Below are 12139 nucleotides of genomic sequence, written 5' to 3'. Positions count from 1 at the left end.
TGCTTTCTCCGTTAACCCAATCGAAATTAATCATGAAACATATTGTTGATGTCATGATCTCTGAAGAAGAGATCAAACAGCGTATTGCTGAGCTAGGTCGTGAAATCACAGAACATTACCGCCCACGTCAAGATCAACATGCTCTTGTCTTAATCGGCTTGTTAAAAGGTTCTTTTATTTTTATGGCAGATTTATGCCGTGAAATTGACGTGGATCATGAGGTCGATTTTATGACAGTATCAAGTTACGGTAATGGGATGACGTCAACACGAGACGTTAAAATCATTAAAGATCTCGATGAAGATATTCGTGGTAAAGATGTTCTGATTGTTGAAGATATTATCGACTCAGGTAACACCTTAAATCGTGTTAAAGAGATTTTAAGCTTACGTGAGCCCGCTTCTATTTCTATCTGTACTTTATTGGATAAACCCTCTCGTCGTGAAGTAGATGTCCCTGTTGAGTGGATTGGTTATTCTATCGAAGATAAATTTGTTATTGGTTACGGCATTGATTACGCACAGCGTTATCGCCACCTGCCTTATATTGGGCATGTAACATTATTAGATGAGTAATTTATTTACTTAAATTAGCAGTTAAAAACCCGCTTTAGGCGGGTTTTTGTTATTTAATCGAACGTATCTTATTAGCGTGGATGACTCAATTTTGCCATTGCTTGACGATAAGAAAGTTCAAGTTTCTCACGGCTATCAGAGGTGACATCAAGATCGTGTAGTTCACCGTTATTTAAGCCATAAACCCAACCGTGGATCATCACTTTTTGTCCGCGTTTCCATGCTGCTTGCATAATTGTCGAGTGACCAAGGTTGTACACTTGTTCAATAACGTTCAGTTCACAAAGTAGGTTTAATCTATCTTGTGGGGCAAGTTCGCCTAACATGGAACTGTGTTTGTACCAGATATCGCGGATGTGCAGTAACCAGTTATTGATAAGTCCTAATTCAGTACCTTCAATAGCGGCTTCAATACCACCACAACCATAGTGACCACAGACAATAATGTGTTCAACTTGTAATACATCAACCGCATACTGGATCACAGAAAGGCAGTTTAAGTCAGTGTGAATGACTAAGTTTGCCACATTACGGTGAACAAATAAGTCACCTGGTGCTGCGTTGATTAATTTTTCTGCTGGAACGCGGCTGTCAGAGCAACCAATCCATAAAAAGTGAGGTTTTTGACCTTTACAGAGATCTTTAAAAAACTGAGGATTTTCTTCAGTAACAGATTCTGACCATTGCTTGTTATTGGCTAACAGCTCTTCAATTTTTCTCATCATGACGTGACTGCCTGTAAATTCGGTTTCCCACCATTTGCGCTGACAGTACGCCAACACGAAATAGCTCTAGTGTTATTGTTGGATGCGAGAGAAAGGGTATTTTTATACCATTACTTTTGAATTAATCAGAGGGCTTTTTAAAGCCAAGTGACAGATAATTTCTTGTAATTTTTCGCTTTCAAATAAGATAGATCTTTTTATAGCATTTGTTTAATTAATTTATCAATACATTCTTTGATGTAAATCAAATGTGTAAAAAGATAACCGTTTGTTAAGCCAGCCATTGTGTTATTCAAAAATAGAACCCCATAAAAAATTTATAAATAAATCTTATATTTATGGTTGCTCACTTTATTATTACACTGAAAATAAATTTGATAAAAAAGAATGAGTATCATTGATTGATATAGTAAATGACGAGATAATATCCATCAGTAAACTTGAGAAACAAAGGCAATTATTTTATTGGTATCAATTAGGCTAAATGATTGCACCGAGGGATAAATTTATTAAAACATCAGAATATTCGTAAGAAATAAAAGAACCAGGGCCTTGATAGTTAATTTTCTTTCTCTCCATCTCTTATTCTTTATTATTGTAATAGTTAAAAAATATTTATTTATTCGTTTGTGTCATAAGCTCTAAAACGGTTTATTTGGCACCGAATATTCTCTAGAATAACTTATTCCATTTTATTCTTTAAACTAAGCTTATTTTCTGATTTCAGCTCAGTTAATGCTGAATAATGCAGTTGATAAAAGGTAATTCCCACATATGACGTATGCATTGGAGTTAACGGAGTTAACGAAAACTTATCACAATGGCGTAAAAGCGCTAAAAGGAATTGATCTCACCGTTGAGGCTGGCGATTTTTATGCTTTATTGGGCCCTAATGGCGCAGGCAAATCGACCACGATTGGTATTATTAGCTCTTTAGTTAATAAGAGTAGCGGTAAAGTCAAAGTATTTGGTTATGACACCGATACCGATATGGTCAATGCAAAACGTCAATTAGGATTAGTGCCACAAGAATTCAATTTCAACCCTTTTGAAACCGTATTACAAATTGTACTCAATCAAGCCGGTTATTATGGGGTACCTCGTAAATTGGCATTAGAACGTGCCGAAATTTATTTAACCCAGTTAGATTTATGGGAAAAGCGTGAAGATAGAGCACGTTTTTTATCTGGGGGAATGAAGCGCCGTTTAATGATTGCGCGTGCATTAATGCACCAACCTAAATTACTTATTCTTGATGAGCCTACCGCTGGCGTTGATATTGAATTGCGTCGCTCAATGTGGACGTTTTTAAAACAATTAAATGCTGAAGGCACTACCATTATCCTAACCACACACTACTTGGAAGAAGCTGAAATGCTGTGTCGGAATATTGGTATTATTCAACGGGGCGAGCTGGTTGAGAATACCAGTATGAAAGGGCTATTAAGTAAATTAGAGTCTGAAACCTTTATTTTAGATCTTGCGCCAAAAAGCCCATTACCTGAATTACAAAATTATCAATATCGCTTGGTTGATACATCAACATTAGAAGTTGATGTTAAAAGAGAGCAAGGACTAAATAGTGTTTTTGCTCAGCTTAATGCACAAGGTATTCAAGTGTTAAGTATGAGAAATAAAGCCAACCGTCTTGAAGAATTATTTGTTCACTTAGTTAATGAAAAGCATACAGTAGAAGGAGAGGGGGAATGATTCAGCTGTATTGGGTAGCCCTCAAAACCATTTGGATTAAAGAAGTCACCCGTTTTGGCCGTATTTGGGTACAGACATTAATTCCACCCGTGATAACCATGTCTCTCTATTTCGTTATTTTCGGCAACCTGATTGGTAAACGAATTGGCGATATGGGCGGTGTAGATTATATGCAGTTTATTGTTCCTGGCCTGATTATGATGGCAGTAATAACAAACTCTTATGCGAACGTTTCTTCTTCTTTCTTTGGTGCGAAATTTCAACGTAGCATTGAAGAATTATTAGTTTCACCAGTACCAACGCATGTTGTTATTGCCGGTTTTGTTGGTGGTGGTGTGGCTCGTGGTATTTGTGTTGGTATATTAGTGACCTTAATTTCACTATTTTTTGTGCCTTTAGAAATACATTCTTGGACAATGGTCGTAGTGACATTACTGATGACCTCAATTGTGTTTTCTCTCGCTGGATTATTAAATGCGATTTTTGCGAAGACCTTTGATGATATTAGTATTATTCCAACCTTTGTTTTAACACCATTAACCTATTTAGGTGGTGTATTCTACTCACTTTCGTTACTACCTGAGTTTTGGCAAGGTGTATCCAAGCTTAACCCAATTGTTTATATGATTAGTGGTTTTCGCTACGGTTTTCTGGGCATTACGGATGTCTCTTTAACCGTAACGATTAGTGTTTTGTGTCTTTTCATTGCCGTGTTTTACGTTATTGCATGGTATTTAATTGAAAAAGGCCGAGGTTTAAGAAGCTAATCAAAAAAGCAAAATAGAAAGTTATAAAAGTTGAAATCGGTATCTTATTTAGAGATACCGATTTTTTTTAGCCATTTTTTCAGCATGAATGTTAATTTTTCTTTAAATGATGACTTTGCTATTAACAAAGTGATTTTTCTTGTTTAGTATACTAAACACTTTGGCAGGGGATAAAAAGGAAATGTAATGACAACGGCAAGCCAAACAGGTAAAGCACCTGAGGCAATTTCTCGTAATAAGCTTTTATGTATTGCAGGTATGGGATGGACTTTTGATGCAATGGATGTGGGATTACTCGCATTCTTACTCACGGCATTAAAAGAAGATTGGGGATTAACGGCATCACAATTGGGTTGGATTGGAAGTGTAAATTCAATCGGAATGGCTGTTGGCGCTTTTGTGTTTGGCATTATGGCTGATAGAAAAGGGCGTAAACCCGTATTTATCTTTACTTTGTTACTGTTTAGCTTAGGTTGTGGGTTAACGGCATTAGCAAGCTCTTTGATGGTGGTACTTGTTTTACGTTTCTTTATTGGAATGGGATTAGGTGGCGAATTACCCGTTGCCTCAACGCTTGTTAGTGAAAGTGTTGAAACCCATGAACGAGGCAGAATTGTTGTTTTATTAGAGAGTTTTTGGGCTGTCGGTTGGTTAATTGCAGCGTTGATTGCTTACTTTATTATTCCTGATTATGGCTGGCGTATGGCGATGCTATTAAGTGCATTACCTGCGGTATATGCTCTCTATTTACGTTCAAAATTACCTGAGCCTACTTCATCGCATATTTCACAGAAAAAAACACGTCTATCGATTCGACAATCAATGGCATTAATTTGGTCACCACAATATCGTCGTTCAACACTAATGTTGTGGATCTTATGGTTTTGTGTCGTTTTCTCTTATTACGGTATTTTCTTGTGGTTACCCAGTGTTGCCATGTTAAAAGGCTTTAGCTTAATTAAGAGCTTTCAATATGTGCTTATTATGACATTAGCGCAGTTACCTGGTTATTTTACCGCGGCTTGGTTAATTGAACGCTATGGGAGAAAGTTTGTTTTAGTGACTTATTTAGCCGGAACAGCCATCAGTGCTTATTATTTCAGTGTGGCTGATTCTACTACGGCACTGCTTATTTTCGGTATGTTGTTATCGTTCTTTAACTTGGGCGCTTGGGGAGCTTTATACGCTTATACGCCAGAACAATACCCCGATGGAATTCGGACAACAGGAGCTGGAACAGCAACAGCAATAGGACGTATTGGCGGAATATTAGGACCTTTAATGGTGGGATATTTGGTTCAATATCAATTTGAAATAAGCTCAATATTTCTGATTTTCAGTTTTTCAATTGTGATTGGAATATTAGCGGTGATGTTATTGGGACAAGAGACAAAAAATAAGCCGCTTAACTCAATTTAATCCTGCTTTGTGCGACTAAAAATATAGAATTTCTCTTTCTTGTAATATGATAGCAGTTAAGATTTTTATGAGAAAAGGAGATCACGATGTCTCATTATGATGAAATGGTGAAACAGGTTGATGATGCGATTGCCACAACCAGTATTCAAACCATGAATGAACTTTTAGTGGAGTTAGGTAAAGATAAAACGATTGAATTTCCACTGCGTTATGAGCAACAAGAGCGTTTACGTACCGCTATTTTCCATCACGGTGAAAAACAGCGTTAATCGGATTGTTGCTAAGAAATAAGAATTAAAAAAGCGTTTGAACCATATTGATAAACAGGGGAAAACGCTTTTTTCTTTTGACTGCTTTGTATGATACGAATTAAAACGTCTTTCGACCTTCTAGCACTGCGATCCTATTTTCAATGGAAGGGTGTGTTGAAAAAAATGAGTCCCCTTTATTAAAAATAAAAGCAGCTTTACGATAAGCTCGTCCCGTCGAACCATCTTCAAAGTTTTCAGTGTCATGCTGTGCTGAAATTTTCTTTAATGCATTAATCATCGCTTGATTATCTTGGGTTAAATCAACCGCCACAGCGTCTGCCATATATTCGCGAGTTCGGGATAAATAGAAATAGAGTACCTGTGTAATGATCGGCAAAACAAAGTTTAGAATAATTAAAATTAGTCGAGCTTTACTTGCTGCGTCATTACTTTTACCACCTCGATTACCTGAGGCAATATATAAACGACTGCCAAAGATATTTGTTACCGTCAAAATAACGTTGGCTAATATGCCAACATATAATGTCAGTCGTGAATCACCATGAATAATATGTCCTGTTTCATGAGCTAATACAGCCTGTACTTCTTGGCGATTAAGACGACTTAATAAACCCGTTGTTACACCAATAAAGGCATTTTTCTCAGACCAACCGGCAGCAAAAGCATTGGCTTCAGGTGTATCAAGAAGATAGAGTTTAGGAATGTAGCCCAGAGTTGCACTTAAACTAAGCTCTTCAACAATATTGAGTAATTGGCGCTCTTGTGCATTTAAGGTGTCATCAGGGCTAATTAATCGAGCATTCATTCCTGTAAGCATGATTTTATGCCCTTTAAAATGAATAAAGATAAGCAATAAAATCGAAACAGCGAGAATAATTAATGTGGCAATGGGTAGAGATTGAAACGTCAGAAATGCCCACATATTATCGGTCAGATCTAAATAGGGATTTGCGCCAATAGCCGTATCCACCAGCAAACCGATCATAAGCATTAAGAGTAAATATGTTGCTATAACAAAACGAGTTCGAATAGCATTTTTTCGTAGAACATTTCTGAAATCCATTAGTGACTCCAAACAGCACCGTTAAGTACTGTTTTTATCAATTTAGAAGTAATAACTATCTCTTATTACTATAAAATTAATCGAAATTAATGCGACGCGCTTCTTCCGTTTTAATGGTTCCTTCATCAAGACGCCAGTACTCTTTATCAATAACAAGGCTTGGGAAAATCTTCACGATAAATATCGCAGGGATAGAAGCGATGAAAGCGCGATATTGTTCTAAAGTGCGGTTGTAGCCACGTTTAGCAAAAGAGAGTTTATTTTCTGTTGAAACAATCTCTTCTTGTAAATTTGCCATGATGGTGTCGGATTTTAATTCAGGGTAATTTTCAACCGCAACATTAATGGCACCACTTGAGACGATTTTTGATAATTCATCTTCAGCCGCTTTGGCTTCTTTGGTATTTGCGCTTTGGGATTGTGTTCTTAATTCAGTGATTTTAGTAAAGACTTCAGACTCATGGCTGAGGTATTTTTTTACGGTGGCCAATAAGCTGTCAAACACTTTTCCACGACGATCTAATTGTACTGAAATTTCAGTTTCACTTGAGATAACCGCTTCACGCATAGAGATAATACGGTTGTAATAATAAAAAATAAGACCCAATAACGCGATGGTAATAATTAATCCAGTCATGAGAAGCGTTCTCTTTTCTAATAGTAAACAGGAAATTGTATTAAATCATTAAGATTAATTTTGCCTATTATTGATAAAGATAGCTAGATGATTATTTCATCAAAGATAAAAAGGGTGCCGATAAAGCCAAAGCAATAATATTGGGCGAGATAAAAAAATACCCCGAATAAATTCGGGGCAAAATTAAAGGTAATGTTAAGGTAAATAAAATTATCAAGTGAAACATCTGGGATGAAAACTAGGTTAAATAAACAAACGAAGCCATTTAACCTAGAGAAATAACAAATTTAGAACCAAGGTGCTTGCGCCATTACATTGCCATAAAACAGCATTCTTCCTGTGATTTCACCGCTAAAAAGCATCAAAATAGCGATAATAGAGAGTGATGTTTTGGTAAATGAAGCACTGTGAGATAACGTAATAATGCAAATACCCACAATCAAACTAGCAATGACTTGCCACCATAATAATAGACTTGCTACATCAGCACCGGGTACTTGCGCTCTCATAACTAATCCCACAAGTACAAATAATGCGCCGATAAACGCCCCTATTTTTAATGAATTGCTAATGACTTTACCTTGTAAACGTAACCAAGGGATCATCGAGCCAAAACCAAGTAGCAACGCTGTACCAATAAAGCTAATTTGTGTTGCAGGTGTATGCCATAACGGGTGTGTTTGCATTTGGTAATAGATTTGCGCTGTAACCAAGATAATAGGTAAACCAATTACACCACAAAACAATCCAATCAAACTATTACGGCGAATAGCATTAGGCTGTACCCAACTTGCTAATGCCCATAATGAAATCAATCCATTAAGCATAACGAAAGCAATTGCTTCACGACTTAACCAAGAGTGAGCAATACCTAAAACAGAACGATAAGCACCAAGTGGATCACCTAAATGTCCCATTGACATTGATGAGCCCACAACCTCAATCAGCCAAATCAGCGCAATGGTTGTTCGTAATGCTTTGTTACTTAGCATTGCAACGTTTTGCGTCTGGTTTTGCCATTGATACAGTGAAAGCGCTAATACCGCACCAATGCCCCATTGACTCATTACCGTAAACAGGACTAACGGCAGTTGGTAATCATGCATGATTAATCCTCCATACCAATAATGACAATATTAGGGTTGCTGATGGTGTGATCAGGAACACCATAGCGTTTTTCTAATAAAGCCCAATTTGTCGTATGTTTTTTACGTAAATCTTCAATTTCACCAAATTCAATGGCACCCGTAGGGCAAGATTCAACGCAACGTGGTTTCAAACCTTCATCCAGTCTATCTGCACACATATTGCACTTACTGGTTTTGCCTTCAACCGGATCATAAACTGGAGCGTTATAAGGGCATGCCATGATGCACATTTGACAACCGATACATTTGTCATGATCTTGCACGACAATACCGTCTTCACGTTTGGTATAAGTATCAGCAGGGCAAACTTTCAGGCATTGTGGATCATCACAATGGTTACAAGACATTGTTATAAATGCTTGTGCATTAGGTTGGTCTTCGTTGAATTCACGAACACGACGCCATAGCACACCGGGAGGTGTTACGTTTTCAGATTTACATGCCATAGAGCAGGTACGGCAACCGTAGCAATCTTTGGTATTTATCAGAAAACCATACTGTTTCTTCGCCATGATCATGCCTCCCGTCTTACGTTAACTAAGGTGCTATTACAGCAATGGCCATTACCTAAAGGCTCTACGTGATCATTGGTGACATGGCTACTACTTCCGCCTTGTTGCTCCCACCATCCATTATCCAATGAGATAACACCTTGCTTAATATGAGTGGTCACAACGGCAATAGCGCGGTGTTCACCCCGATCATTAAACGCGATAGCCCATTCACCATCTTTAATACCGCGAGCTAAGGCGTCATTAGGATGGATAAGAATATTAGGCTGATTACGCTGTACTTCTAAGATCCACTCATTCATACCGTGACTAGAGTGAACACTACGGGCGAGTTTGCGTTGTACTGCCATCAGAGGATACTTTTTGGCAAGTTCAGGTGAGCCTTTTGTCGATTCTTTTACTGGGTAATAGGTGACAATAGGGGAAAAATTTTTGCCCTGCCACTCTTCAATAAAGAAGTGCGCTTTTTTCGTTGAAGTACGGAAAATACCATCTTTAAATGGGATCCAATCACCTTCAACTGGGCGTACTGGGCCTTTTTCAAGCATTTCACGCGTAATGCCAGAACCTTTGAGACATGCATCAATATAATGTTCAATCGGCTGATTAAAGACTTCACCGAAGCCAAAACGTTCAGCAAGACGAGCAAATATCCAGTAATCAGGTTTTGCTTCTCCCGGTGGCTCAACGGCTTTTTCCATTAATTGTACATATTGGCTACGAACTCCGGCCATTAAGCTGGTATCTTCAAAAATAGTGGTAACTGGAAGTACGAGATCAGCATAAAGAGCGGTGGATGACATCAAGTTATCAGCGACAACAACAAAAGGAACTTTTTTCAGTGCATTACGCACCATATTAGTGTTAGGAAGTTGCGTCATTACACCCATAGTCATGATCCACCAAAAGTTAATTGGGTGTGGTCTTTCATTGACAATCCAATCACCGACTTTTGCAACAGGGATAGGTTTGATGGGTTTTGCATTCGGTGCTGGTGGAATAATTGGGCTAAATTTCGCCATTTGACGAGCACCACCTGCATCACAAATTCCAGCGCCTTTTTTACCGATATTGCCGGTTAATAAAGCGAGATAAAACTGGCTTGCAGCAACATAAGCACCGAACTCTGTTCGTTGAGCACCAGACATATTTTGTACAATCATTGCCGGTTTGGTGGTGGCATAATCGCGTGCTAAACGAATAATCGTTTCTTTGGGAATATCGGTTTCTTGGCTCGTTTTTTCGATAGTCCAAGGCTGGGCTTGTTGATAAATTTGCTCAAAGACAGTCACGTAATCAGCATTAGCTGGCAGTTCATCATGAGTTAACGCAGGAACAATATTGGGTGTTTCATGGTGAACAAGTTGCTGGCTCAGAGTATCAAAAACCAGATAGCTATCTTGGTCATTATCAGATTGGCGTAATAGTTTTTGCTGGGCGTTAACAAGATAAACAGCACCCGTATGTGCACGTAAAAAAGGTTTATCAGTGAGATTTTCTTCAATGATAATTTTGATCATACCTAATGCAAGAGCAGTATCTGTACCGGGTACAATTGGGATCCATTCATCGGCTTTAGCCGCAGTTTCATTAAAGCGAGGATCAATAACTACCATTCTGGCGCCGTTTCGACGAGCTTGATTGTAGTTTTTAAAATATGCTTGCATGGTGACAGCAGGGTTATTGCCCCAGCAAAGAATATAACGACTATCTTTTACAGTATCACGAGTATCGGCATAGCGCAGGCCTACCATGGGGATCATTGCTGCTGTTACAGCGGAGCAGCATAAAGAGCCTGCTTGTTTTGTTGAACCTCCCAAGTAATCGAAAAATGCTTTACCCATATCATTTTTAATCGAGTCCATATTGCCCGCATGAGTAGAGATAAATAGCCCCTCATTGCCAAACTTATCAATGGTTTCTCTGATATTTTTTTCAATAAGATCAAGCGCTTCATCCCAACTGATCGGTTTAAATTCTGCTTTCCCTTTTTCGCCAACACGTAATAAAGGTGTGGTGAGACGATCTTTATGATATACCCACTTAGTTCGGCTCATTCCACGCAAACAGCATTTCACATTAAAGCCTTCAGAGGCTTCAACTTTGATCAATTTCCCCTTATGTGTAAAAGCTGTTAGGTTACAGTGTAAACATTCCATCGCACAGGTTGAACGAAAGGTTTTATACTCGGATAATTTGATCCGTGGTTTCTGGTTAAATATGGGTTTATTTTCATTAACTAGACTGAACGCGTTAGGAGAAAGAGCTGCCACACCAATGGCACCCATTCCTTTTAACAACGTTCTTCTATTTAATTCCCATTTTTGATTTTTAGACATAGACATTCTCACGCACAAGAAAAGTTAACTATATATAAACCCAATTCATATATAGTTAACCTTGAGTTAGATCATCTAAAAATAGACAAAGAAAATAATCGATAGAAAATGATTAAAAAGCCCTATTTAAAATAAGGTTTCAGTGAAATAAACTAGTAAAAGTGACAAAAAAAGAATAATGGCATATCGTCATAAAGCAAAGTAAATAATGAATAGGTGTGAAAAAAATAAATGCAGAATTCTCAAGGAGTTAACTCGGTTGATATCGCTATTACCATTCTTGAATTTATTGCTTCGAATGGAGGTATTGCCCGATCGTCAGATATTGCAAAAGCCTGTTCGCTTTCAAAAAGTCGCTTACATAAGTATTTAGTTTCACTTTGTCGCTCTGAAATGTTGTATCAAGAGAGTGAAGGAAGCCAGTATTGTTTGGGCAGTAAAATTCTTTTTTTAGCACAGGCAACGCCAAAGCCACAATCCTTTGTGGATGAGATTAATCAGTTATTATGTGAGTTTAGAGACGAACATAATATGTCTACAGGACTGGTGGTTTCTCAAGGTAATCAACTGTTTTTAACTCGTTACAATCGTAGCTTTAAACATGTTGATATCGATTTTTTACCAGATACTCCTGTTCCTCATAAAATTAGTGCAGCGGGTGCTGTTTTTGCCACTTTTAGTGATTTAAAAATTGAAGCCGATTTATCACAAAAGCAACAAAATACTATTCGCCAACAAGGTTTTGCTATTCGTCATGAGCCGGCAGAAGGCATTCCAGGCGCACAATCTATTTCATGCCCTGTACTTAATAAAAAAGGGGAAATGGTGGCGGCAGTATTGACGATGGGATTTATTGAACCTGAAAAGCAAATAGAACTGGGCAATGCATTAAAAGCAAAAATGGCACATTTCTCCCGCTAATTTTCTAAAGGCGTTATTTAGGCACTTTTGCAGAAAAAGCTAAGTGCCTAA

The 12139-nt window shown here is 37.9% G+C and carries 12 protein-coding genes; 6 read left to right on the top strand and 6 right to left on the bottom strand.

The window, feature by feature from the left end; translation table 11 throughout:
• The first annotated feature begins 32 nt into the window (after positions 1 to 32).
• Entirely contained in the window at positions 33 to 575 is a 543-nt protein-coding gene (gene hpt / locus DK857_RS00485; protein WP_098941060.1) for a hypoxanthine phosphoribosyltransferase, read from the top strand.
• Between the two features lie 71 nt (positions 576 to 646).
• Here the strand turns inward: hpt and can are convergent, their stop codons facing one another.
• Positions 647 to 1300 carry a carbonate dehydratase gene (gene can / locus DK857_RS00480; protein WP_036932822.1) on the bottom strand — a complete coding sequence of 218 codons (654 nt, stop codon included), beginning with the start codon at positions 1298 to 1300 and terminating at the stop codon, positions 647 to 649.
• A 774-nt stretch (positions 1301 to 2074) separates the two neighbouring features.
• On the opposite strand from can, the gene DK857_RS00475 reads away from it, so the two are divergent.
• The 4 genes from DK857_RS00475 to DK857_RS00460 all read left to right on the top strand — a co-directional run bounded on the left by DK857_RS00475 (position 2075) and on the right by DK857_RS00460 (position 5465).
• A complete protein-coding gene (locus DK857_RS00475; protein ID WP_109401282.1) occupies positions 2075 to 3010 on the top strand; it encodes an ABC transporter ATP-binding protein in 936 nt (311 codons plus the stop codon).
• Positions 3007 to 3777, top strand: a complete 771-nt coding sequence (locus DK857_RS00470) for an ABC transporter permease (RefSeq protein WP_075674124.1) — start codon at positions 3007 to 3009, stop codon at positions 3775 to 3777. Before DK857_RS00475 ends, DK857_RS00470 begins: the two co-directional genes overlap by 4 nt.
• 186 nt (positions 3778 to 3963) lie before the next feature.
• Positions 3964 to 5196, top strand: coding sequence for an MFS transporter (locus DK857_RS00465; RefSeq protein ID WP_109401281.1), 1233 nt, complete (start codon positions 3964 to 3966; stop codon positions 5194 to 5196).
• Between the two features lie 86 nt (positions 5197 to 5282).
• Entirely contained in the window at positions 5283 to 5465 is a 183-nt protein-coding gene (locus DK857_RS00460) for a DUF2526 family protein (protein WP_098941055.1), read from the top strand.
• 100 nt (positions 5466 to 5565) lie between these two features.
• Here the strand turns inward: DK857_RS00460 and htpX are convergent, their stop codons facing one another.
• The 5 genes from htpX to DK857_RS00435 all read right to left on the bottom strand — a co-directional run bounded on the left by htpX (position 5566) and on the right by DK857_RS00435 (position 11167).
• A complete protein-coding gene (gene htpX / locus DK857_RS00455) occupies positions 5566 to 6531 on the bottom strand; it encodes a zinc metalloprotease HtpX (RefSeq protein WP_109401280.1) in 966 nt (321 codons plus the stop codon).
• 76 nt (positions 6532 to 6607) lie between these two features.
• Positions 6608 to 7168: a LemA family protein gene (locus DK857_RS00450; protein ID WP_109401279.1), complete on the bottom strand. Its 561-nt coding sequence runs from the start codon at positions 7166 to 7168 to the stop codon at positions 6608 to 6610.
• 287 nt (positions 7169 to 7455) lie between these two features.
• Entirely contained in the window at positions 7456 to 8274 is an 819-nt protein-coding gene (locus DK857_RS00445) for a dimethyl sulfoxide reductase anchor subunit family protein (RefSeq protein ID WP_109401278.1), read from the bottom strand.
• 2 nt (positions 8275 to 8276) lie between these two features.
• Entirely contained in the window at positions 8277 to 8828 is a 552-nt protein-coding gene (locus tag DK857_RS00440) for a 4Fe-4S dicluster domain-containing protein (protein WP_072070981.1), read from the bottom strand.
• A 2-nt stretch (positions 8829 to 8830) separates the two neighbouring features.
• Positions 8831 to 11167: a molybdopterin-containing oxidoreductase family protein gene (locus DK857_RS00435; RefSeq protein WP_109401277.1), complete on the bottom strand. Its 2337-nt coding sequence runs from the start codon at positions 11165 to 11167 to the stop codon at positions 8831 to 8833.
• Positions 11168 to 11398: 231 nt separating this feature from the next.
• Here DK857_RS00435 and DK857_RS00430 point away from each other — a divergent pair, with 231 nt between their 5' ends.
• Complete coding sequence (locus DK857_RS00430) at positions 11399 to 12088, top strand: IclR family transcriptional regulator (RefSeq protein ID WP_109393291.1); 690 nt, start codon at positions 11399 to 11401, stop codon at positions 12086 to 12088.
• The last annotated feature ends 51 nt before the right edge of the window (positions 12089 to 12139 follow it).

This window comes from Proteus terrae (genome assembly GCF_003144325.1).
GTDB lineage: Bacteria > Pseudomonadota > Gammaproteobacteria > Enterobacterales > Enterobacteriaceae > Proteus > Proteus terrae.
Note: the sequence above shows the minus strand (reverse complement) of the source record. Positions and strands in the feature narration are given on the sequence as shown.

Coding starts and splice junctions, on each gene's coding strand:
- DK857_RS00445 (WP_109401278.1), bottom strand. CDS start 8,274: ATGCATGATTACCAACTGCCGTTAGTCCTGTTTACGGTAATGAGTCAA.
- DK857_RS00435 (WP_109401277.1), bottom strand. CDS start 11,167: ATGTCTAAAAATCAAAAATGGGAATTAAATAGAAGAACGTTGTTAAAA.
- DK857_RS00475 (WP_109401282.1), top strand. CDS start 2,075: ATGACGTATGCATTGGAGTTAACGGAGTTAACGAAAACTTATCACAAT.
- DK857_RS00460 (WP_098941055.1), top strand. CDS start 5,283: ATGTCTCATTATGATGAAATGGTGAAACAGGTTGATGATGCGATTGCC.
- DK857_RS00465 (WP_109401281.1), top strand. CDS start 3,964: ATGACAACGGCAAGCCAAACAGGTAAAGCACCTGAGGCAATTTCTCGT.
- DK857_RS00450 (WP_109401279.1), bottom strand. CDS start 7,168: ATGACTGGATTAATTATTACCATCGCGTTATTGGGTCTTATTTTTTAT.
- DK857_RS00440 (WP_072070981.1), bottom strand. CDS start 8,828: ATGGCGAAGAAACAGTATGGTTTTCTGATAAATACCAAAGATTGCTAC.
- DK857_RS00430 (WP_109393291.1), top strand. CDS start 11,399: ATGCAGAATTCTCAAGGAGTTAACTCGGTTGATATCGCTATTACCATT.
- DK857_RS00470 (WP_075674124.1), top strand. CDS start 3,007: ATGATTCAGCTGTATTGGGTAGCCCTCAAAACCATTTGGATTAAAGAA.
- can (WP_036932822.1), bottom strand. CDS start 1,300: ATGATGAGAAAAATTGAAGAGCTGTTAGCCAATAACAAGCAATGGTCA.
- htpX (WP_109401280.1), bottom strand. CDS start 6,531: ATGGATTTCAGAAATGTTCTACGAAAAAATGCTATTCGAACTCGTTTT.
- hpt (WP_098941060.1), top strand. CDS start 33: ATGAAACATATTGTTGATGTCATGATCTCTGAAGAAGAGATCAAACAG.